Below are 21,337 nucleotides of genomic sequence, written 5' to 3' on the forward strand. Positions count from 1 at the left end.
CCCCCCACCTCCCCCCCCCCGCTTTATCTTTACTCATCTCTTCCTATCTTCACCAAACTCTTCGTTTCGTGACCAAACTCTTCGGTTCGTGACCAAACTCTTCGTTTCGTGACCAAAAAGCCCCGCAGCTGTTCTGCGGGGCCATCCGCAAGTTATCAGCGGCTGAATGTTGTGCGCATGTTCTCTACTTCATGATGTTTTTCGTCAAAAAAGCGCACGGCAGTCTGATGTTTGTCGACTTCCACAATGGCGTATGTTTTTTCACGGCGTCCGCGCGGAAGTGAGATGCTGCCCGGGTTCAAGTAAATCACGCCGTCCTGCTGTTCGACGCCCGCTGTGTGCGAGTGGCCGAAGAAAACAAAGTCGGCGCTGTGTTCTTTCGCTTTGTATGATAGATTCAAAAGGGTCATCTTCACGTCGTAACGATGTCCATGTGTCACAAATACACGGCAGTCTTCAACGCTTTCCAGCACGTCATTCGGAAATTGATCTTCCATATCACAGTTTCCGCGCACAATTGTGTAGCCTTCGACGGCAGGATTGTCTGCTTTTAGTTCCGAGTCGCCGCAGTGAATCATCGCATCTACTTTATGTTCATAACGCCGTTTTAAGTCTGTTAAAATACTGTCCCATCCATGGTTATCGCTGACAACAAGCAGTTTCATTTTGGTTCACCTGCCAGTTCGGGCAGCACCGCCCGTAATTTTTGAAGGGCAGCTGCCCGATGGCTGATGGCATTTTTTTCACCAGCGTTAAGCTGCGCCATCGTCACTTCAAAACCATCCGGAATAAATAATGGATCGTATCCGAATCCATTTGTCCCTTGCTCTTCGTGTGCAATGCGTCCTTCGCAGCTCCCTTCAACAATGACCGGTTCCTGCCTGTCCGGAAATGCAACAGCGAGAACACATGTAAAGCGGGCACTGCGTTTTTCATCAGGCAGCCCCGTCATCTCATCAAGGACTTTCCGGTTGTTTGCTTTGTCATCTTTATCCAGTCCTGCGTAACGGGCCGAATACACTCCTGGTCTTCCACCCAGTGCGTCAATGACGAGTCCAGAATCGTCGGCAATGGCCGGGCGTCCCGTTAAGCGGGCAGCCGATTCTGCTTTTAACAGTGCGTTTTCCGCAAACGTTTCGCCTGTTTCTTCGACATCGGGCAGCTCCGGGTAGTCGATTAATGTTTTGACGACAATGCCGTGCGGTTCAAACATTTGCACAAATTCTTTTGCTTTCCCTGCATTTTTTGTGGCAACAATGACTTCGTTCACAGCTCGGCCTTCCTTTCATTAATCAAATCCGCCGCAACACCGAGAACGTCTGACTGAATTTCAAACAGGTTTTTTAATCCCGATTGCGCGGCTTCGAGCAGCTGCTGCAGTTCATTCATTGAAAATGTCGCTTCCTCGCCTGTGCCCTGCACTTCGACAAATTGTCCGGACCCAGTCATCACGACATTCATATCGACTTCCGCAGCGCTGTCCTCCTCGTAATTTAAGTCTACCACGACACCGTGCTCCTTGACGATTCCGACACTTGTCGCTGCTAAAAAATCTGTAATAGGATAATCAGATAAATCTTTTTCAATGGCGAGGTTATGAAGAGCCAGCGTCATGGCAACAAACGCGCCCGTTATCGCGGCTGTTCTTGTGCCGCCATCCGCCTGTATGACATCGCAGTCCACCCAGATCGTCCGTTCACCGATGACGTCAAGATCCACCACCGCGCGCAGTGCCCGGCCAATCAGCCTCTGTATTTCCATGGTCCGTCCGGTTACTTTCCCTTTCGTCGATTCCCGCATATTACGCTGGCCTGTCGCACGCGGAATCATGGCGTATTCCGCCGTCACCCAGCCTTTCCCGCTCCCCCTCATAAATGGAGGCACACGTTCTTCAATACTCGCTGTGCAAATCACTTTCGTCTTGCCGATTGAAATTAAAACGGACCCCTCAGGATGTGTTAAAAAATCCGTTTCAATCTTGACCGGACGCATTTCTGTTTCCGTTCGTCCATCTATGCGCATTATCGTTTCCCTCCATTATTTACTGTACCCGCTGTCCATTTTGCGGAATTTGTGTACGTCTGTCAAATGTTCATTCTGCAGAAACGGCGATTTCTTCATTGACAAATAAAGGGGCCGTTATCGAAGCAGGCACCTGTTCACCCGTTTCAAGCTTTATGTTTTCATGTCCATCCACTTGAATAGAAATGCTTTCGATGCCCGCCGATTCCGCCAGAGTAAAGGCAAGCGGCTTCAATACTCGGCTTGAAATGAACGGTTCGCCGTTCTCTTCTAAAATGGCATCGTTAAAGTAGAGAACAGCCCGTCCGTTTTGAACGGATGGCGCATCAACCAATTTCGTACCAGGCATAAATTCAGACGAAAGACCGCTCCCGGCTTCCGGGCCTTTTGACATTTCGGACACCGCGGCAGAAATGAGATCGGTCGTGTCCGCTGAAATACGCCGTGTCACCGGCACATAATACGGACCATCTTCATTTTGCGCTGTAAAATACACGGTAAGCGGCTTTGTCGCTCCCAATTCCGCATAATCCGCGTCCATGTTAATACCGTCTTCCCGCTTCATGCCGGACGCTGCAATAGGCATTCCTGCTACAGGCATTGTCTCCAGCCTTTCTCCGTCCATGTCAATCAGCACGCGGTCCGCCTTTCCAAAACCGGTCACCGTCCATGTGATGGCCGCTGCGATATTCGCTTCATCTTCAGGCGCATATTTTTCAAATGAACCGGATAGGCTGACAACTGCTGTTTTATCTTGAATGGTCACATCTTCGACAACGGTCCCTTCCGGAAGCGGCGCCCGAAACCCATCTGTGAATTCACCTGCAGCCAAATATTGAAGAGCTGCCTTCTCCTCATTCTCAGTTTTTTCAACCGGCACCATCTGCGGAACAACAAGATCATTTTCATCCATTACATAAAGTTCCGCCATGATCGTTTCATCGGCCGATGCCGGGCTGTCCACTTCTTCTGTATAAACAACCCGTTTCGGCAGCGCGTCTGTTTCACTGTCGTTTCCAAATGAATAACTGCAGCCTGACATGACCATAACCGCGGCAGCAACAAATGTTTTTTTATATACACGCACACAGATCGCCCTCCTGAATATGCAATGGTACATGTATATGAACAGCTTTTTTTTACAGAACAAAAAAGCCGGCATTATGCCAGCTGAATGGTTTTGATTTGAATGGATGTATCACCGAGCCAATCGGATGCAATGCTGTAAAATGTTTTTGTGTCCCCTGTTGTGAAAAAGCGGTGTTCCGGCTTTTCATCTTCCGCCAGCATTTCATTAAACTCAAGAATCGCACTGACGCCGCGTGCCGTTTCATCACCGGAACTGATCACCGCTACATCCGGTCCCATAAATTCCGCAATCATCGGCTCAAGCAGCGGATAATGCGTGCACCCTAAAATAACGGTATCCGCTGGCGTTTCTTTAAGCGGCTTCAATGTCGCTGCGACAATATCGTTCGCACGCTCACTTTTATATTCGCCGCTTTCAACCAGCGGCACGAAATCCGGACAGGCGAGCGGATAAATTTCCGCGGTGGAATCCGTTGCTTTTATTGCTCTTTCATAAGCACCGCTTTTAATCGTGCCAACCGTGCCAAGCACTGCAATATGACGATTTTTCGTCTGCTTAATTGCTGCGCGTGCGCCGGGCTGGATGACACCGACAACCGGAACCGGCATCTCCCGTCTGATTTCCTCCAGAACTGCCGCTGTAGCGGTGTTACAAGCGATAACAAGCATTTTCATATCATACCGTTCCAAAAATCTCGTCATTTCCCACGTGAACTTCCTTACTTCTCCCGGAAGACGGGGACCATACGGACAGCGAGCGGTATCTCCCACATAATAAATCGTTTCCTTCGGGAGCTGGCGCATCATTTCTTTTGCCACTGTTAATCCGCCGACACCCGAATCAATTACACCAATTGGTCTGTTCAAAGAACCCGCCTCATTCCACTTTCATTTCAACGTACATTTTTTCGAGGAGACGATTCAATCCGTCCACTTCTTCTTCTGAAAAATTATTTAATACACTATCTACGTACTGACGGCGTCTCTGTATCACTTCTTCGATAATGCGTTCTCCCTCCGGCAGCAAATGAATGCGGACGATGCGGCGGTCTTCCGTGTCACGGATACGTTCAAGCAAATTCGCTTTCTCCATCCGGTCTACCAGGTCCGTCGTCGTGCTGCACGCAAGAAACATGCGTGAAGAAAGCTCTCCGATCGTCGTGTCCCCTTTTTCAAACAATGAGTGCAGGGCTATAAACTGGGGCGGTGTTATATGATAATCGTTTAATATTTCGCGTCCTTTTTGTTTAATAATGCCGTCAATATGACGTAAATTCCGTTCAATTTCAGCGACAGCTTCTCCCGGGTTGCTTCGTGTGAGAGACATATGCTTTACACCCTTTCATCAAAAAACAGTTTCATGTTTCTCGTATATTTTCCCTGTTTTCAGACTAAAATGCAAGAGAACGAAAAGTACTAAAAAAACAGTGCTGGTGTATCAGCACTGTTCATAAAGAGAGTTCCCCTAGGCGCAGCAGTTCAACTATTGCCTGTGCACGCCCTTTTACACCAAGCTTTTGAATACCGTTTGATATGTGATTGCGCACAGTCTTTTCGCTAATACCAAGCAATACAGCAATATCATGTGTCGATTTTCCAACAATGAGCCAGTTAAACACCTCTTTTTCCCGTTTCGTTAAAATGGATGCTGCCACACACAATGTCACCCTTTCAAAGAGCAGCCAGTATTGGATAGCCACGCTACCATATCATATGCGTGGTACATCCGATTGGTCGCGGCTATTTCCCCTCATTGTCTGTTTCATTTCCTCGCTGAATGGAACAGGACGGCCTGTTGATCTTGCTATTTGAACAATGGACCCTCGTCCTGTGAAGACTATTTCATCTTTTTCATTGTCGGCTTTATAATGAATATCACATGAAGACGTGCCATATTTCGCTATTTTCACATAAATGCGCAATGACTCCCCGTAAAATACTTGCTGCACATAATCACACTGCAAATCAGCAACAACGAAAACGTATTCATCTTTTTCCCATTCTTTACTCAAGCCGCATTCTTGTAAAAAATGAATTCGTGCTTCTTCAAAATATTTAAAGGTCACTGTGTTATTTAAATGGCCGAGCATATCAATTTCAGAAAAACGAATTGTTACAGGCCAATAATAAGAAAATTCAGCCGACCATTTCTCCATGTTCTCAATATAATGGGGCTTTCGCATCCATCACACCTCCTCCAATGAATGATTATTCATTTTTCTTTTTTAAAAAACCTTCAGCAAAAAGCTGAAGGTTTCGTCATTAATCGACTGCGTGGTCACTTCCAAAGAAATTGCGGAATGACTGCATCGTCGCTTCGCGGTTCAATGCCGCAATCGAAGTTGTCAAAGGAATTCCTTTTGGACAAGATTGCACACAATTTTGCGAGTTGCCACAGTTTGCAAGACCGCCTTCACCCATAATGGTTTCAAGACGCTCGTCCCGGTTCATGGCACCTGTTGGATGCGCGTTGAACAAACGGACTTGAGAAAGCGGCTGCGGGCCGATAAAGTTTGATTTACTGTTTACGTTCGGGCAAGCCTCCAGGCAGACACCACACGTCATACATTTCGATAGCTCATATGCCCACTGACGTTTACGTTCAGGCATACGCGGTCCAGGACCCAGGTCATACGTACCATCGATTGGCACCCATGCTTTTACACGTTTTAAAGAGTCAAACATGCGGCTGCGGTCTACTTGCAAGTCACGCGTAACCGGGAATGTGCTCATTGGCGCAAGACGGATTGGCTGTTCAAGCTGATCCACAAGAGCCGTACATGACTGGCGTGGTTTGCCGTTAATATTCATTGAGCATGCACCGCATACTTCTTCAAGGCAGTTCATGTCCCATGTAATCGGCGTTGTTTTCTCGCCTTTTGCATTCACCGGATTACGACGAATTTCCATCAATGCGGAAATCACGTTCATATTCGGGCGGTACGCAATTTCAAATTCTTCATCGTACGGAGCAGAATCAGCCGTATCCTGACGTGTAATAATGAAGCGTATTGTTTTTTGCTCGCTCATTATTTCTCCTCCTTTTTCTTCGAATAATCACGTTTACGAGGCGGAATTAACGATACGTCAATGTCTTCATAATGGAAGGCAGGTGCTGTATTTTCACCTGTAAATGCCGCCATTGTTGTTTTCATGAACTCTTCATCGTTACGATCCGGGAATTCCGGCTTATAATGGGCACCGCGGCTTTCGTTCCGGTTCAATGCACCGATTGTAATCACGCGGGCCAGGTGCAGCATGTTTTTCAGCTGACGCGTAAACATTGCTCCCTGGTTGCTCCATTTGGCCGTGTCATTAATATCGATGTTTTTGAAACGCTCTAACAGTTCGACAATTTTCTCATCTGTTTGCTTCAGTTTATCATTATAACGGACAACGGTTACGTTCGCTGTCATCCACTCGCCAAGCTCTTTATGAAGAACGTATGCATTTTCTGTTCCTTTATTGAGTGACATAATGTCGTTCCATTTTGCTTCTTCCTGTTTCACATAGTTATCAAAAACAGAAGAAGAAATGGCATCTGCACTCTTCTCAAGCCCATTAATATAACGGACCGCATTTGGACCAGCCACCATTCCGCCATAAATAGCAGAAAGAAGTGAGTTTGCACCGAGACGGTTTGCGCCATGCTGTGAATAATCACACTCACCCGCTGCAAATAGACCCGGAATGTTCGTTTGCTGCTCGTAATCTACCCATAAGCCGCCCATTGAATAGTGGACCGCAGGGAAGATCTTCATCGGCACTTTTCGTGGATCATCACCCATGAATTTTTCATAGATTTCAATAATGCCGCCGAGTTTAATATCCAGTTCATGCGGATCTTTATGGGAAAGATCCAGATAAACCATGTTTTCACCGTTAATGCCAAGTTTTTGGTTTACGCACACATCAAAGATTTCACGCGTTGCGATGTCACGCGGCACAAGGTTTCCGTATGCAGGATATTTTTCTTCAAGGAAATACCACGGTTTTCCGTCTTTGTATGTCCAGACACGTCCGCCTTCACCACGTGCCGATTCACTCATAAGACGAAGCTTGTCGTCCCCTGGAATCGCTGTCGGGTGAATTTGAATGAATTCGCCGTTTGCGTAGTGTACGCCTTGCTGATACACGATTGAAGCGGCTGAACCTGTATTGATCACCGAGTTTGTTGACTTTCCGAAAATGATACCAGGTCCGCCGGTTGCCATAATAACCGCATCGCCTGGGAACGATTTGATTTCCATTGTAGACAAATCCTGACCGACGATCCCGCGGCAAATGCCTTCATCATCCACGATTGCACCAAGGAATTCCCATCCTTCATATTTTGTAACAAGACCTTCCACTTCAAAACGGCGCACCTGCTCATCAAGCGCGTACAAAAGTTGCTGGCCCGTTGTGGCACCCGCAAAAGCTGTACGGTGATGCTGCGTACCGCCAAATCGGCGGAAGTCAAGAAGTCCTTCCGGTGTACGGTTAAACATAACGCCCATCCGGTCAAGCAAATGAATGATGCCAGGCGCTGCTTCTGTCATCGCTTTTACAGGCGGCTGATTCGCTAAGAAATCTCCTCCGTACACTGTATCATCAAAGTGTTCCCAAGGAGAGTCTCCTTCTCCTTTTGTATTAACAGCGCCGTTAATGCCGCCTTGTGCACAAACGGAATGAGAACGCTTTACCGGAACAAGCGAAAATAGTTCAACAGGCGTACCTGTTTCCGCTGTTTTAATCGTAGCCATCAGTCCGGCCAGACCGCCGCCGACTACGATAACTTTACCTTTACTCATTGTGAGGTCCACTCCCTTTTCCAGTTCCGTACTCTATCTTTTCAGCAGAAACCGATTCATTGCCGGAATTATACGAATGCGAAAATCGCACGCAAACCGACGATTGATAAAGCGACAAATACGAATAGCGTTGCATATGTAACAATTTGCTGCGAACGCGGTGATACAGCAATACCCCAGCTAACGCAGAACGACCATAGTCCATTTGCAAAATGGAAAATAGCTGAGAGTACGCCAACTATGTAAAATACGAGCATGAATGGATTATCTAAAATATTCTCCATCATTTGAAAATTCACTTCTGCACCCAATGCAGCCTGGACTCTCGTTTCCCATACGTGCCATGCGATGAATACAAGTGTAATAACCCCTGAAACACGCTGAAGCATAAACATCCAGTTCCGGAAATAGCCATAACGTCCAACGTTATTTTTTGCTGTAAAAGCAATATACAGCCCGTAAATAGCATGGAACAGAAGCGGCAGGAAGATGATAAAAATTTCCAAAACATACACGAACGGCAAACTTGCCATAAATCCTGCAGCCTGGTTAAATTCTTCTTCCCCTTTCGTCGCAAAATGATTGACGACTAAGTGCTGTACCATAAACAGCCCGACCGGAATGACACCGAGCAATGAGTGCAGCCTGCGGTAAAAAAACTCTCGATTGTCAGCCATCATTTTCCCCCCCTTAATCTTGAAGCATCCGACAAATATTTTCATTATTCGCACACTGCTTCACATGTTTAAATTACGATGTGACAAGTACATTTTACTCTCATAAAGTACTAGCGTCAAGGAGAGGTGGGCACATTTTTGTCCGGCGTATGGTGCGTAATATACTTTTTTCAAGACTGCTAATTGTATATAATAATAGAATGAAAGTGAGGAGTTTATTTTGACGAAAGAAAATGAAGAGCAGGAACGGACTGCACAGGCAAAGCCGGCCGTTTCTGTTTTCGGATACGAGCTGATTCGCGATGTGCTTCTCGGGGAGATTTTAGGAAGTGATTCCGCCGATATTTTATACTGGGGAGGCAAATCACTGGCGCGCCGTTTTCCGTGCGGCAGTCCTGAGGAACTGTCCGTTTTTTTTGAAGAAGCCGGCTGGGGGCAGATTGAACTGTTGAAAGAAAATAAAAAGGAAATGACTTACCGCTTATCGGGCGGGATGACTGAACGGCGTTTTCATGTACAGACAGAACCAGCTTTTACACTTGAGAGCGGATTTATTGCCGAGCAGATTGCCTCGATCTATGATGTGGCGGCAGAAGCGGTTTGCCGTTTGCATCCGCGAAGCAGGCAAGTAGAGATTACTGTAAAATGGGAATGAAAACAGGCTGTCATGAGGGCAGCCTGTTTTCATTTATTATAGCGTGATTATGAATATACAAATGGCAGTACCGCCGCCCTCTACGATCATTCTGCTATTATTTTTCTTTTAAAGCATTTAATATGGCTTCCGCTGTTTTTGCCGGAATACCGGCGTCGGCAATCTCTTCTTTTGTTGCTTCTTTCAGTTTTTTCAGCGAGCCAAATGTTTTTAACAGCTGCTTTTTCCGCTGCGGCCCTACGCCTTCGATACCATCGAGTATCGATTGAAACGCCCCTTTTCCCCGTATTTGCCGGTGGAATGTGATGGCGAATCGATGCACTTCGTCTTGAATGCGCTGCAGCAAATAAAATGCCTGGCTATTATGTTTTAGCGGTACAATTTGAAGCGGGCTGCCGTATAAAAGCTGCGAAGTCCGGTGCTTGTCGTCTTTTGCAAGTCCCGCCACGGGAATATCAAGCCCGAGCTCATTCAGTAAAATGTCGCGCGCCGCTTCAATCTGTCCTTTGCCGCCATCAATAATAATTAAGTCAGGAATGGGCAGCTGTTCTTTTAGCACGCGTGTGTAGCGGCGGCGGATGACTTCCCTCATCGAACCGTAGTCATCCGGTCCTGCGACTGTTTTAATTTTATACTTTCTGTACTCTTTTTTCTCGGGCTTCCCATCTATAAAGACGATCATCGCCGAAACGGGCGAAGTCCCTTGAATGTTGGAGTTGTCAAACGCTTCAATCCGGAGAGGCACATGTATGTTCATCGCTTCCCCAAGCTGTTCCGCCGCTTTGATCGTGCGTTCTTCATCCCGGTCAATTAAGGCGAATTTTTCACGAAGAGCGGCTTTTGCATTATTTTCCGCCAATTTTATGAGCTCTTTTTTCTTTCCTCTTTGCGGCTTGATGACCGGTACACCAATAAGCTGCCCGGCTAAATGTTCATCCACTGCATCAGGCAGTAAGATTTCTTTTGGCTTGAAATGTTCCGGTGCCTCATAAAAACGGCCGAGAAATGTTAAAAATTCTTCTTCCGGCTCGCTGTAAACTGGAAACGTTGACACATCCCGTTCAATCAATCGTCCCTGGCGCATAAAGAAAACCTGTACACACATCCAGCCTTTATCGACGGTGTAGCCGAATACATCCCGGTCCGTAAAATCACCCATATTGATTTTTTGCTTTTCCATGAGCGTATCAATGTGTGAAATTTGATCCCGGTACTCTTTCGCCCGTTCAAATTCAAGCTTTTCCGCCGCTTCTGTCATTTTATCGGTAAGCGCTTTTTTGACCTCATGATGGCCGCCATTTAAAAAGCGGGTAATTTCCGCCGCCATCTGTTTATATGTCTCATTGGACACGTCTTTCACACACGGTGCAAGACATTGCCCCATATGATAGTAAAGACAGACGCGGTCCGGCAATGCCGAGCATTTTCGGAGAGGGTACAGCCGGTCAAGCAGCTTTTTCGTTTCATTGGCCGCATAGGCATTCGGATAAGGGCCGAAATACTTCCCTTTATCTTTTTTCACTTTTCGCGTAATGATCAAACGCGGATGACGTTCCGCCGTCAGCTTAATAAACGGATAGCTTTTATCATCCTTCAGCATAATGTTGTATTTCGGATCGTGTTTTTTTATTAAGTTCAGTTCCAAAATAAGCGCTTCTAAATCAGATGATGTAATAATGTATTCAAAGTCGGTAATTTCACTGACAAGGCGGGTCGTTTTCGCATCATGCGACCCGGTAAAATAAGAACGCACACGATTTTTCAATACTTTTGCTTTTCCGACATAAATAATCGTACCATGCCGGTCTTTCATTAAGTAACAGCCGGGTTCATCCGGTAAAAGAGATAATTTATGCTGGATTAATTCATTCATCGATGCCACCTCTTTTGTACAAAAAAAGCATCCCGGCAATGCGGGACGCTCCACTGTTATTATGCGTTGCGGTTTACAAGTTCCGCTAAAGCTTCTTTCGGTTGGAAGCCGATCACTTTATCAACAGGCTGTCCGTCTTTGAAAAGAATCAATGTCGGAATGCTCATAACGCCGTATTCGCCTGCTGTCTGTTGATTTTCATCAACGTCAAGTTTGACGATTTTCACCTTGTCGCTCATTTCTGCATCCAGTTCCTCAAGAACAGGAGCAATCATTTTGCAAGGTCCGCACCAAGGTGCCCAAAAGTCAGCAAGAACAAGTCCACTGCCCGTTTCCGCTGCGAAATTTTCATCTGTTGCTTTTACGATTGCCATGTATCATTACCTCCTAAATTTCTAAATCATATCGAAAGTATACCACCCTTTTCGGATGCAGGCTATTTATTTGCCTGCATCCAGGAATGAACAACAAAAAATCATGGAATTTTCGCCATTTTCGGGCACCAATTGTTAAATAAATGTATCTTTCCCTAATATTTCAGGAATTTGAAGAAGTTCAAACACAAATTGAACTTCTTCTTTCACGTTAGAAATCATTACGTGAACGCCTTTTTCTTTTAACGATTGCACGACGTTCAACAGTAAACCCATTCCTGATGAATCGACAAAAGGCACTTCTTCAAAATTTAGCGTCGCAGCTTTGTAATTTTCCAAAGCCGGCAGCAGTGTTTCTTCTACTATTTCCGTCGAATCAATATCGAGATCGCCGTTGAGCCTGACAATAATGGTGCCGCCTTCCGCTTCTTTCATTGAAAACTCGATCATACGAATCCCCCTCATTATTCAAATGAAATACGGCCATGTTTATTCAAATATGCGATAACGCGGCTTCTTGTTTCACTAAATTTGTATTGAACATTTCCAATTTTGATAGAAGTCCCGTCCATGGCTTTATTTATATAAATCTTTTGATCTCCCGGGACAGCTATAATGGTAGGGGTGCGGCTTTCAGCACCCGCTTCATTGATCTCCGCGCCGAAACGTCCAAACACCTCTCCTCCCCTTAAAGCACCGTTTATCGTTAATTTGCCGCCTGCGTATATTTTTGTATTCACACTGCCTTGACCTAATATCGTCACATTGCCGCTGCAATACAGACGGCTGCTTAATACATTCGGAACGGTAATATAGGAGTTGGGTTCAACCGGCATTTGGCTCAGTTCATGAAGCTCCTTCAGTTTTTCCGATAATTCCGTCATCCAGCCGATCGAGATGGCTTCGCTGGATAATGACAAGAAAAGCTGTGACAGCGATTTTGCTGTCTCTGCCCACACCTTATCTGATAAATAGTTTTCATTTCTTTTAACGGTTTCCACGTATTCTTTCACTAAAGCAGGAAATGGCTTAAACCGCTTTTCCAGCAAAATGTTCATGAGCGGCTGCAATCCGCCTCTGGAAAAATCGCTCGCTTTAAACCCTGGGGATAACATTAATTGCTTAATTAATTGAATGATCTTGGCCAAATCTTGATTGATGGGACCCAGTAAATGACCAAGCTCCGTCACGATCATGTTATTTTTTCCTGCCGATACGTCCGATCCGATAATGCTTCCATGGGTCAATACAGCTCCCGATGCGGTCAACGTTGCCATATTGACGGATTGGTGAACGATAATATTTCCTTCAGCATCTATGACCATCCGTTCAGAAACTTCACCCAGCACTTCCACATCACCCGCAAAATGAATATTACCGGAAGAAAGGTCGACATTGCCCGGATGAGTCAGCTTCTGCATAATCGACACCTTTGCGATCGACCGTCTTTTCTCAACATGAGGCCGTCCTGATTCAATCGCTATAATCTTATTATCGATGATGGCGATCCCTCGCCCGCTCTGAACCGATATTGGAATGGTTTGAGGGGCCGGGAGCGGTTCGTTTGTAACGGTTCGGCCCGGCTGTCCCGGAATAGGAGGGTGTACAATCGCAATGACCGTTCCGCTCTCCACATTTGGAATGGTTTTCATTTCCCGGTAGTCTACACGCCCATTTTCAGTTTCTCTCGGACCGATTTGTGTTTCTGTATTAATTTGAAACTCAATCCACCCATCTGTCCCCGGTATCGGTTCTATGCCGGATGCAATGGTAAAAACGCCTGGTTCTGCCGCATCCATGGCTTTTACAATTTCATTTTGATGAAAGCCATGCTTCACTCTCAGCTCTTCCAATTTATCCATAACCTCTTGATACGAAAGGGTATTATAGGTTTCTTTTTTTTCATCTATCATTAATTCAATATGCTGAGCCGGCTCCGTGTCAAGAAGTGATCTCGTGATTTTATACCCTGGTTCAATATGCAGCTCCACACGCAGTTTATGCGGATCCATCACAACTTTCCAGACCGTTTCTTTTTCTTCCGTTTCCAATTGCACTTCATAAAAATCAATGTCGGTCATAACAAAACTTTTTTCCGTGATTAATTGTTCGTTCCGGTACACCTTCACCCCATCCGGTATGGTGACAAGCGGGTAATGAGTAGGCGAACTTTGACAAAACAATTCCCCGTTTTTGACCCATACTTTCCCCGCCAGTTCATTTGATTTCGGCGCGGGCCGGGGCTTCGGCTTCAGGTCCACCAAGCTCTCAGAACCAGGATCAGGAATATGATGAAGAAATTCATCCATTAATTTAATTGGGTCTTTTTCTTCTTTATATGGCTGTTCTTGATTCGGATTTTGCTCAAGTTTTGTGATTTTAACAATGGCCTCTTTCGATTTCAGCTTAAAAAAACTCTTTGTTTCCTGTTGAAGGATTTCTATGTTGACCTCACTTTTTTTTGCTTCCAATAAAAGCAGCCCGACATCAATCGCTTCCTTTATATTTTTCCCTTTGGAAATAATACTTTGCATAGTTTTTCCCCCTTATTTCATCAATGGAGAATTCAAACTGGTAATTTCCGCTTTTTGATCACTGATCTTCAATAAGACCATGGTAATATCATCTCTTTGAGGGGCTCCTTCCGTAAACTTCTCGATCGATTCCATTACACATTTTTCAATGTCACCGACACATTTTTGCTTGTTTTCCATCAAAGTTTGGACAAGCCGCTCCAGTTTATATTGTTCCTTATTATGATTTTGCGCTTCAATGATGCCATCCGTATAAAAGAAAACCGTATCCTTATCGTGCAGCTGGATCGAATGGTTGTTATAGACTTGATTTGGCAGCCCCCCTACCATGATTCCTTTTATTTTTGGCAGCTCCTGCACCACTTGTTCTTTTCCTTTTATATACAAAGGCAAATTATGTCCTGCATTGGCGTAAGTAAGCGTAGACGTTTCCGGATCCCAGTCTGCACACAATAACGTCACAAACGACTTAAGCGTCCTCAAATCAGCATAAAGCGCCTGATTCATCGATGTTAACGTATCCGCCGGACTTTTTGTCGTTTCCGCCGCACTGCGGAAAGCGCCCCGCGTTAAGATCATCAGCATCGCAGCAGGAATCCCTTTCCCCATTACATCACCGATGACAATCCGAATTTTCCCGTTTACGAGCGGGTAAAAATCGTAGTAATCCCCGCCAATAAGCCGGGCGGGGACAGAGGAACCGGATACTTCTCCCCCATCAAAAACCGGTGTTTTCCCATTCAGAAGCTGCGATTGGATATTTCGCGCTAAATTGATTTCTCTCTTCAATGTTTTATCCATGATCGTTAATCCGTCGGAGTTTTTCTGATGTACATACGTCATCCCATCCTTATACATCAAATAACCTCCCCGTGAAACGCCTCTAAAATTTCATATAACCCGACTGTCTCAAATACGTCATTCGTCATTTCATCTATACCTTGAAGTTTCAGGGTAAAGTTTTTTTCTCTGGACAAATAAATAGCATTCATAATAGAGCCAATCCCTGTCGAATCAATAAACTCAAGTCCCGAGAAATCCAGAATGACGGTTTCCATGCCGTCCATTTCTTCTAAGTACGGTTCAATAATATTGGTTGTTGTAATATCTATAAGCCCTTTTACTTTAAGGATTGTCGTCACGTTTTGAACTTCTTTTTCAACGGTTAATAGCATTAAAAAGCCCCCCTTAAAGTTTGAATTTGCTAATATGTTCAAGCAATATTTTAGAAATGGTAGACAGCTCACTTGATTGTTCGTGAAGAGACTGCATTAAATCTGATAATGTAATGGTCGTATTCGTTACTGCGGCAGTGCGGTTCTCTGCAACACTCCTCATTTTTTCGACATTTTTTATGATAGCCGAATTTTCCTCTGACGGTTCTAACACATTTAATATATCATTTAAAAACTCTGTAATTTCATACAATTGTTCTCTTGATTTCATTGTTGCTTCTGTTGATAATTCGTACATTTTATCAACAGACTGCGCGGCTTCTGTTTCCAAAATCATAGAAAGCCGCTGTGTATTTTTTGCCTGTTCCTGCGTATCCGTAACAAGCTGATTCAACTTTTCAACCATTCGATTTGTGGTTTTTGATAATTTGTCCAGCTCGCTTCCGTCATTCACTTTGCTTTTTGCTGTTAAATCGCCTTTTTCCAGAAGCTTAATCTGGTCTATAATTTTTTGAATGTTTTCATAGATTCGATTGAAAAACCTTACAATTAGTAAAAATAAGGATATTAATGAAATCAAGCCAGTTATGATTAATACAGTCGAATGTTTATATACTGGGGAACTCATTTCGGCATAATCTAAAGCTATATAAATCACTTGATTTTTACCTATTGGCAAAAACATTTTATATACTTTTTCCCCATTGTTCTTTTGAATATACGTTACTATCTTTTTATTCTCTTCTGATTCTATTAATGTTTCGACGTCACGTTTCGTCTCATATTCAAAACTTCCATATATCACTTTCTTTAATGGTGGATACATTTTCTCAGCTAAACTTGGATCCTTATATACTCTATTATCTAGTACAGCAATCTCTTCCACAAAAGGATTATCTTCTTTTGAAGAACTTATCCATGCATTCGGTCCTACCTTCTCTGTAAATTTATATACATCATCCGCTTCTATATAAGGATTAATGATGTAATCAGTCCCTATCACATGATAATAGGCATATTTAAAAAATACAGGTTCCCCTTCATTTGAGGCAGATTGAGAAATAGGAATCACAAACATATTATCTGTAATATATGAATAATATCCATCATTTACTGGTGATTTGTCATTTAACATATCATCCATATTACTATATCCGTCTTCACTAAATTCTTTTAAACTAAATCCTATTTCATTTTCATCACTTGATTTTGTACCAACGATATCATTTTTATCCGCTGTTCTCGCAAATAAGGTAATTCCCGCTAATCCTAAATCATCTCTTATTTTTACTAATTCCTCATTCGTGATCTCGCTTATATTCTTACCCTCTAGTAGATCAGCAATATGTCTTGAATAAGATTCCATATTTAAATCGATTTGTTTTTCTATACTTACTGCAGCTAAATTCGTTGAAATTATTCCTTGCTCCACACTATTAGCAATTAAATTTGCTTCATTCCTTACACTCTTCTGTACCTGTTCTTGAATTAAATATATCTGAAATACACCAGAAATTAACGAAATGACTAAAAGAATTATAAAAGCTCTTATAATAAATTGTGTTCTTAATGTTCCCGATTTCATCCTTCTGTTCCTCCTAAAGATCACCTTCAGCTAGCATCCTTTTTAATTCTAGTTTATCTACCTTACCTTGATTCATTGGTAAATCTTTTATTTGATGAATTTCATCAGGTACTTTATATTTTGCTATCTCACTTTTACACAAATTATATAACTCTGTTTGTGCTATCAGTTTATCCCCTACTATAAATGCTACTACTTTTTCCCCGAAAGTTGGATGTGATACTCCTACAACACTTACTTTCTTCACGTCTTTATGTTTCAATAATACCTGCTCTACTTCTCCTGGTATTACTTGCTGACCACCCTTTTTTATCATATCTTTCTTTCTTCCAATTATTTGTATCTTTTTATTTCCTAACAGCTCTCCCAAATCTCCCGTATGATACCATCCCTCAACTAATACTTCCGTTGTCAAATCAGGTCTTTTATAATATCCTTTTAATACGGCTGGAGATTTAAATACTAATTCACGATCTTTCTCTATCCTTACCTCTATACCCTTTACTAAATCCCATCCTGTCTCATATAATTCCCTCATATCTTCTTTTATTAATAAAATTCCCTGTTCAGATATTCCATAACATCCTGTCAATTTACAATGATCCATTCCTTTCAATGATTCTATAAAGCCAGGTGTTATTGGTTCTCCAGATATCATTATCCTTTCTAGTCTTTCTAAAATTGATCTATCTTCTTTTTGCAAAAACATATTCAATGAATTATAAGCAGAAGGTGTCGCTACAATTTTATTGCATTGATTATTCTTTAAATAATGGATAATCTTAAATACGTCAAAACTTTCCGGAAATACAATCTTCAATCCATTTTTTAAACTTGTTAATGCCCAGGCTATTCCATAAGGTGAATTCAATGGAAATGTAGAAAATATTAAATCATTTTTAGATACTCCAAAGGAACCCTCAATCTGACTTATCCAATTTCTCCACGATTCCATATTTATCATAATTCCTTTTGGTACGCCGGTACTTCCAGATGAACAGCCAATAACATCTATTTTCTCTTCATCTTTTTCATACGCTTCTCCCTCACTCAAATAAACTGCCCAATCCTCATTTTTATCATACGAATATACAATCGTTTGTTTTCCACTTTCATCTGCCCAATTTTTCAACAGTTCTAAATGTGAAATATGATCATGTTGATTGACTGTAAACACTATATGAGGTTGGGTTAATTGCAATACAGACGTTAAATCATGTTTTCTAAATTGATGGCTTATTGGCACGACCGTCCCACCTAATTTATTTACTGCCAAAAACAAAGATACATAGGTAAATATAGATGGTATTATTAAAGCTGTCCTAGTTCCTTTTAAATCTCCGTAATTGCTTAATATTTTTGTATATTTTTCTACTTCCTTTTTTAATTCTCCATACGTGTAGCTATTCGTTAAGGTCGATAACGCTATTTTATTTTCATTTTTTTCCTCATCAAATACCCAATTGTAAAACATACTCATTCCACATTCCCCTTTATTAATGTGTCAATGTTATTCAAAGTATATAAACCCTACTTTTTCTCTAGTTTTTAATCCAATGATTCTCTTTAAACAACTAAATCATAAATGGCTCTATATTTATTCAATCTCTTGTAAGCGAAATATACATGCTTCCCACAGTTGCCAAGTCATCATTGCTTTTGATTTTATTTAGTTCGACACCAAATTTCGTATGAATTTCGAGAATTAAATTTACCATTTGAAGTGAATCAATACCCAAATCGTCTTTAAATGAGGAATGCTCCTGGACCTCGTTCAAAGGGATATTGGCCACCTCTGAAATGACTTTTCTTAAATGATCAAGCTTCAAGAACATCAGAACCTTTCTGCAGCCAATTTGCTGTTATTTCCCTTATTTCTCGCAATTTATTATTGCAACAATGTCCTTCTTCTTCATATTCTTTCAAAAAACTACCGTCAGGAAACTGGCTGAATAAGTTGTATAAATCATCATCACATACCATGACATCTTTTTTTCCGTGTATTAAAAAAATAGGGGTTTTATAAGGTAAGCCATCATAGGAAGGAAGCATATGCTTTTCCCCTTTTTCTAAAACAAACTCTGTCCGTCCAATAAAATAATCGGGCAAACGTATTTTTTCATTCAAAAATGCAGGGGAAACAGCGACTGCTTTGGTTACTTTTGAATGATAACTTCCATAAACAGCCCATGAAGCCCCAGAGCTTGTGCCAAATAAATAAAGCGGCAAATGTGAAAATTGAGAATGTGTATAATCGATTAATGAATCGATGAACATTTGCCAGCGTTCCGTTGTTCCCCTCAGCCCTTCACCCGTGTATGTTTGGCCTTGTCCTGGACCATCAAAACTGACCGTTATAAAATGATGTTTCAAAAAGTCCATTTCATACGTAAAAAGTTCTTCTTTTGCCGAATCTAGCGGGTTAATAATGATCACCACTCCGGTCGGGCTGTCAGGGATCCGAACTCTTCCAAAACATTTCTTTTTTTCAATTTCAAATTGAACATATTCTGTTTTATACGGTGATAATTCGTCCGCCTGATGAAAGGCATGTAAACTTTCTTGGAGCCATGATCTTTTTTCTTCATTTCTTTCCGGTATCAGCCAGTACATCAGCTGATAATAAAGACCAGCCATTTGAAAACTGCATTCAGCTTCTTCTTTGGAGTCCGCCCCTTTCGCGTCTGCAAGGGATTGTTTTGCAAGCTCCTGCCAGCCCTTCATCCATCTATCTTTCGTTAAAAAAGACTCGCGAATCCTATTCAAATGAGCCTCTTTCACACCATGTGCTTTCCATCTATCCCAAAACCCTTCTATTAAAGAAGCCGTTACAAGGGTCTTGTCCATTGTAGATAAACATTTTTGATTTTCATCCTGTCGCATTCAATTCACCTTCTTTCTTCTCACTTATATCAAACGTCAAAATGATTGTGGACCCTTTGGAAGACGTATACAATAAGACTCTTTTTGACATTTTCATCATAAGTGTAAAGCCTTGTCCCAATGATTTTTTTGTGGAAAATCCCGCTAACAAAGTAGTCCGGGGCAGATCCTCTAAAGAAAATCCCGGACCATTATCCTCGATTATAAATCTGATTTCATGATTCTTTTCATCTTTGATCAGCGTCATTTTTCCTTCTTCCGCATGCTTGATGGTATTCGTAATTGCTTCTGATAAAACCAGTATCCAAGTCATGATGTTCGTGCTTCCTATTTTTTCTGCTTCAAGGCTTTCTTTGGCTAAATTGCGGCAGGCTGGAATATCAGCCCGGCTTTTAATTGTTCCTTCGCAAAAAACGTTCCCCTGCCGGCAGGCTTTTGCCTCTTCTTCAGAAATAAGCAAAAACTTCTCCTGCGTAGCTGCATATATAACATCTCTGTAGATAACCCATTTCATATCCATCTGCTGATCAGTTTTTACTTTATTTTCCTGAATAGCCGCTTCATAAGAGTCAGCGAATAAATCTGTTTTATAGATCTCGTAGGCTTTCAATAACGCATTTTGTATATCCGGATTAACATCCATTTTCTTTACTTGAAGCGCAATATTGTATTTTAACTTATTCCACTTCAACATTTGTTCACTTAAATAAAGAAGGTAATCATATTGATTTTCTTGATTATAATCGGCGAAAGAAGGTTGTGAGAAAGAATGATAGAATAGTGCCGCTCCCTCATCAGAATGTAAGCCCACATATTGGCCTAATTTTTTTGCTAGGAACCCCCTGTTTGTCATATAAACAAGGTCTGAGTAAGGTAATTGTGGAGGAAGAGACGGAGCACCAAGTTTCATTTCCTTGGAAGAATCTTTAAAAACTTTGTCAATAAACCGTCTCAAAGCATACCATCCCCTTACAAAATGCCTAACGGAGGCATAATGGTCAGTTCATCTAGATACGCCCCAGACGGCTGATGAATAATGTGCAGGAGATGCTCCGCGACTGTTTTAACCGGAATCATATTCGATAACTCCGGTTTGGGGTCAATGCCATCCCAAAAGCTGCTGCTGACCGCTCCAGGCAGTACAGATGTCACCTGCACTCCCTTTTGCCGAAGTTCGATTTGCAGCACTTTCGTCAATCCGTGTACACCAAATTTCGATGCGGAATAGGCTCCTCCTCCGGCTAAAGCGGTTGTCCCGGCAATCGAGATTAAATTGACTATGTGTCCCTGCCGCTGCTGTGCCATATGCTGACCAAAATATTTACTCGTTAAATACGTTCCCCGTAAATTGACGGCAATCATTTCATCAAAATCTTCCGTAGAGGATTCAAGCACACTTGAGAATGTACCCACTCCAGCACTATTAATTAATACATCGATCGTGCCAAATTGAGCAGCCGCCCGTTCATAAAACGATTTGACCGATGCTTCACTCTTTACATCCAATGGCATTTCCAATATCGTTTCACTGACATTCAGCTGACTGCTTCGGCTGCCAAGTACTAAATTGGCTCCATGCTCATTTAACAGAGCGGCTGTTTCTTTTCCGATTCCTTTACTTGAACCGGTAATGGCAACTGTTTTTCCTTTTAATGATATACGAGTCATCATCCGCTC

Annotated in this window: 24 protein-coding genes; 1 reads left to right on the top strand and 23 read right to left on the bottom strand. The window is 42.6% G+C overall.

Translation table 11 applies throughout. The features are described from left to right. Positions 1-155: 155 nt before the first annotated feature. From BTO30_RS08130 to BTO30_RS08180, 11 genes are all read right to left on the bottom strand, one after another. Entirely contained in the window at positions 156-665 is a 510-nt protein-coding gene (locus tag BTO30_RS08130) for a metallophosphoesterase (RefSeq protein WP_075398232.1), read from the bottom strand. Next, entirely contained in the window at positions 662-1,270 is a 609-nt protein-coding gene (locus BTO30_RS08135) for an XTP/dITP diphosphatase (protein WP_075398233.1), read from the bottom strand. Before BTO30_RS08135 ends, BTO30_RS08130 begins: the two co-directional genes overlap by 4 nt. Then, positions 1,267-2,022: a ribonuclease PH gene (gene rph / locus BTO30_RS08140; protein ID WP_075398234.1), complete on the bottom strand. Its 756-nt coding sequence runs from the start codon at positions 2,020-2,022 to the stop codon at positions 1,267-1,269. Before rph ends, BTO30_RS08135 begins: the two co-directional genes overlap by 4 nt. Positions 2,023-2,092: 70 nt before the next feature. Next, on the bottom strand, positions 2,093-3,109 hold the full coding sequence (locus BTO30_RS08145; protein ID WP_158023576.1) for a GerMN domain-containing protein: 1,017 nt from the start codon (positions 3,107-3,109) through the stop codon (positions 2,093-2,095). A gap of 74 nt (positions 3,110-3,183) precedes the next feature. Continuing rightward, on the bottom strand, positions 3,184-3,978 hold the full coding sequence (gene racE / locus BTO30_RS08150) for a glutamate racemase (protein WP_075398235.1): 795 nt from the start codon (positions 3,976-3,978) through the stop codon (positions 3,184-3,186). 10 nt (positions 3,979-3,988) lie between these two features. Next, positions 3,989-4,438 carry a MarR family winged helix-turn-helix transcriptional regulator gene (locus tag BTO30_RS08155; protein ID WP_075398236.1) on the bottom strand — a complete coding sequence of 150 codons (450 nt, stop codon included), beginning with the start codon at positions 4,436-4,438 and terminating at the stop codon, positions 3,989-3,991. A gap of 121 nt (positions 4,439-4,559) precedes the next feature. After that, positions 4,560-4,766 carry a helix-turn-helix domain-containing protein gene (locus BTO30_RS08160; RefSeq protein ID WP_143331928.1) on the bottom strand — a complete coding sequence of 69 codons (207 nt, stop codon included), beginning with the start codon at positions 4,764-4,766 and terminating at the stop codon, positions 4,560-4,562. A gap of 54 nt (positions 4,767-4,820) precedes the next feature. Continuing rightward, on the bottom strand, positions 4,821-5,294 hold the full coding sequence (locus tag BTO30_RS08165; protein ID WP_075398237.1) for an acyl-CoA thioesterase: 474 nt from the start codon (positions 5,292-5,294) through the stop codon (positions 4,821-4,823). Positions 5,295-5,373: 79 nt separating this feature from the next. After that, a complete protein-coding gene (gene sdhB, locus BTO30_RS08170) occupies positions 5,374-6,141 on the bottom strand; it encodes a succinate dehydrogenase iron-sulfur subunit (protein WP_075398238.1) in 768 nt (255 codons plus the stop codon). Then, entirely contained in the window at positions 6,141-7,904 is a 1,764-nt protein-coding gene (gene sdhA / locus BTO30_RS08175; protein ID WP_075398239.1) for a succinate dehydrogenase flavoprotein subunit, read from the bottom strand. The genes sdhB and sdhA overlap by 1 nt, the downstream gene beginning before the upstream one ends. A 68-nt stretch (positions 7,905-7,972) precedes the next feature. Continuing rightward, positions 7,973-8,581 carry a succinate dehydrogenase cytochrome b558 subunit gene (locus BTO30_RS08180; protein WP_075398240.1) on the bottom strand — a complete coding sequence of 203 codons (609 nt, stop codon included), beginning with the start codon at positions 8,579-8,581 and terminating at the stop codon, positions 7,973-7,975. 220 nt (positions 8,582-8,801) lie between these two features. Here BTO30_RS08180 and BTO30_RS08185 point away from each other — a divergent pair, with 220 nt between their 5' ends. After that, on the top strand, positions 8,802-9,236 hold the full coding sequence (locus BTO30_RS08185; protein WP_075398241.1) for a YslB family protein: 435 nt from the start codon (positions 8,802-8,804) through the stop codon (positions 9,234-9,236). A gap of 97 nt (positions 9,237-9,333) precedes the next feature. Here BTO30_RS08185 and uvrC read toward each other — a convergent pair whose 3' ends face one another. The 12 genes from uvrC to BTO30_RS17365 form a co-directional block, all read right to left on the bottom strand. Continuing rightward, entirely contained in the window at positions 9,334-11,109 is a 1,776-nt protein-coding gene (gene uvrC, locus BTO30_RS08190) for an excinuclease ABC subunit UvrC (RefSeq protein ID WP_075398242.1), read from the bottom strand. A gap of 59 nt (positions 11,110-11,168) precedes the next feature. Further along, positions 11,169-11,483, bottom strand: a complete 315-nt coding sequence (gene trxA / locus BTO30_RS08195; protein WP_075398243.1) for a thioredoxin — start codon at positions 11,481-11,483, stop codon at positions 11,169-11,171. A 135-nt stretch (positions 11,484-11,618) separates the two neighbouring features. Then, positions 11,619-11,933 (bottom strand): STAS domain-containing protein, encoded by a 315-nt coding sequence (locus BTO30_RS08200; RefSeq protein WP_075398244.1) that lies wholly within the window; start codon positions 11,931-11,933, stop codon positions 11,619-11,621. A 14-nt stretch (positions 11,934-11,947) separates the two neighbouring features. Further along, on the bottom strand, positions 11,948-14,017 hold the full coding sequence (locus BTO30_RS08205; protein ID WP_075398245.1) for a flagellar assembly protein A: 2,070 nt from the start codon (positions 14,015-14,017) through the stop codon (positions 11,948-11,950). Positions 14,018-14,029: 12 nt separating this feature from the next. Further along, positions 14,030-14,875 (bottom strand): PP2C family protein-serine/threonine phosphatase, encoded by an 846-nt coding sequence (locus tag BTO30_RS08210; protein ID WP_075398246.1) that lies wholly within the window; start codon positions 14,873-14,875, stop codon positions 14,030-14,032. Further along, positions 14,875-15,192 (bottom strand): STAS domain-containing protein, encoded by a 318-nt coding sequence (locus BTO30_RS08215; RefSeq protein WP_075398247.1) that lies wholly within the window; start codon positions 15,190-15,192, stop codon positions 14,875-14,877. Before BTO30_RS08215 ends, BTO30_RS08210 begins: the two co-directional genes overlap by 1 nt. 13 nt (positions 15,193-15,205) lie before the next feature. Beyond that, the gene (locus BTO30_RS08220; RefSeq protein ID WP_075398248.1) at positions 15,206-16,777 is read right to left on the bottom strand and encodes a methyl-accepting chemotaxis protein; all 1,572 of its coding nucleotides are present in this window, start codon (positions 16,775-16,777) and stop codon (positions 15,206-15,208) included. 13 nt (positions 16,778-16,790) lie between these two features. After that, positions 16,791-18,257: a class I adenylate-forming enzyme family protein gene (locus BTO30_RS08225; RefSeq protein WP_075398249.1), complete on the bottom strand. Its 1,467-nt coding sequence runs from the start codon at positions 18,255-18,257 to the stop codon at positions 16,791-16,793. A 121-nt stretch (positions 18,258-18,378) separates the two neighbouring features. After that, on the bottom strand, positions 18,379-18,612 hold the full coding sequence (locus BTO30_RS08230; RefSeq protein ID WP_075398250.1) for an acyl carrier protein: 234 nt from the start codon (positions 18,610-18,612) through the stop codon (positions 18,379-18,381). After that, positions 18,596-19,660 carry an alpha/beta hydrolase gene (locus BTO30_RS08235; protein WP_075398251.1) on the bottom strand — a complete coding sequence of 355 codons (1,065 nt, stop codon included), beginning with the start codon at positions 19,658-19,660 and terminating at the stop codon, positions 18,596-18,598. The genes BTO30_RS08230 and BTO30_RS08235 overlap by 17 nt, the downstream gene beginning before the upstream one ends. Further along, a complete protein-coding gene (locus tag BTO30_RS17360; protein WP_169829349.1) occupies positions 19,647-20,615 on the bottom strand; it encodes an ATP-binding protein in 969 nt (322 codons plus the stop codon). Before BTO30_RS17360 ends, BTO30_RS08235 begins: the two co-directional genes overlap by 14 nt. 14 nt (positions 20,616-20,629) lie before the next feature. Then, a complete protein-coding gene (locus BTO30_RS17365; RefSeq protein WP_075398252.1) occupies positions 20,630-21,331 on the bottom strand; it encodes an SDR family oxidoreductase in 702 nt (233 codons plus the stop codon). Positions 21,332-21,337 lie beyond the last annotated feature (6 nt).

The sequence above is a fragment of the Domibacillus antri genome, from assembly GCF_001936625.1.
Taxonomy (GTDB): Bacteria; Bacillota; Bacilli; order Bacillales; family Domibacillaceae; genus Domibacillus; species Domibacillus antri.

What these genes read in the sequence shown, in the direction of transcription:
- BTO30_RS08130 (WP_075398232.1), bottom strand. Translation starts at nt 665, where the DNA reads ATGAAACTGCTTGTTGTCAGCGATAACCATGGATGGGACAGTATTTTA.
- rph (WP_075398234.1), bottom strand. Translation starts at nt 2,022, where the DNA reads ATGCGCATAGATGGACGAACGGAAACAGAAATGCGTCCGGTCAAGATT.
- BTO30_RS08155 (WP_075398236.1), bottom strand. Translation starts at nt 4,438, where the DNA reads ATGTCTCTCACACGAAGCAACCCGGGAGAAGCTGTCGCTGAAATTGAA.
- BTO30_RS08165 (WP_075398237.1), bottom strand. Translation starts at nt 5,294, where the DNA reads ATGCGAAAGCCCCATTATATTGAGAACATGGAGAAATGGTCGGCTGAA.
- sdhB (WP_075398238.1), bottom strand. Translation starts at nt 6,141, where the DNA reads ATGAGCGAGCAAAAAACAATACGCTTCATTATTACACGTCAGGATACG.
- sdhA (WP_075398239.1), bottom strand. Translation starts at nt 7,904, where the DNA reads ATGAGTAAAGGTAAAGTTATCGTAGTCGGCGGCGGTCTGGCCGGACTG.
- BTO30_RS08180 (WP_075398240.1), bottom strand. Translation starts at nt 8,581, where the DNA reads ATGGCTGACAATCGAGAGTTTTTTTACCGCAGGCTGCACTCATTGCTC.
- uvrC (WP_075398242.1), bottom strand. Translation starts at nt 11,109, where the DNA reads ATGAATGAATTAATCCAGCATAAATTATCTCTTTTACCGGATGAACCC.
- trxA (WP_075398243.1), bottom strand. Translation starts at nt 11,483, where the DNA reads ATGGCAATCGTAAAAGCAACAGATGAAAATTTCGCAGCGGAAACGGGC.
- BTO30_RS08200 (WP_075398244.1), bottom strand. Translation starts at nt 11,933, where the DNA reads ATGATCGAGTTTTCAATGAAAGAAGCGGAAGGCGGCACCATTATTGTC.
- BTO30_RS08205 (WP_075398245.1), bottom strand. Translation starts at nt 14,017, where the DNA reads ATGCAAAGTATTATTTCCAAAGGGAAAAATATAAAGGAAGCGATTGAT.
- BTO30_RS08210 (WP_075398246.1), bottom strand. Translation starts at nt 14,875, where the DNA reads ATGTATAAGGATGGGATGACGTATGTACATCAGAAAAACTCCGACGGA.
- BTO30_RS08215 (WP_075398247.1), bottom strand. Translation starts at nt 15,192, where the DNA reads ATGCTATTAACCGTTGAAAAAGAAGTTCAAAACGTGACGACAATCCTT.
- BTO30_RS08220 (WP_075398248.1), bottom strand. Translation starts at nt 16,777, where the DNA reads ATGAAATCGGGAACATTAAGAACACAATTTATTATAAGAGCTTTTATA.
- BTO30_RS08225 (WP_075398249.1), bottom strand. Translation starts at nt 18,257, where the DNA reads ATGAGTATGTTTTACAATTGGGTATTTGATGAGGAAAAAAATGAAAAT.
- BTO30_RS08230 (WP_075398250.1), bottom strand. Translation starts at nt 18,612, where the DNA reads ATGTTCTTGAAGCTTGATCATTTAAGAAAAGTCATTTCAGAGGTGGCC.
- BTO30_RS08235 (WP_075398251.1), bottom strand. Translation starts at nt 19,660, where the DNA reads ATGCGACAGGATGAAAATCAAAAATGTTTATCTACAATGGACAAGACC.
- BTO30_RS17365 (WP_075398252.1), bottom strand. Translation starts at nt 21,331, where the DNA reads ATGATGACTCGTATATCATTAAAAGGAAAAACAGTTGCCATTACCGGT.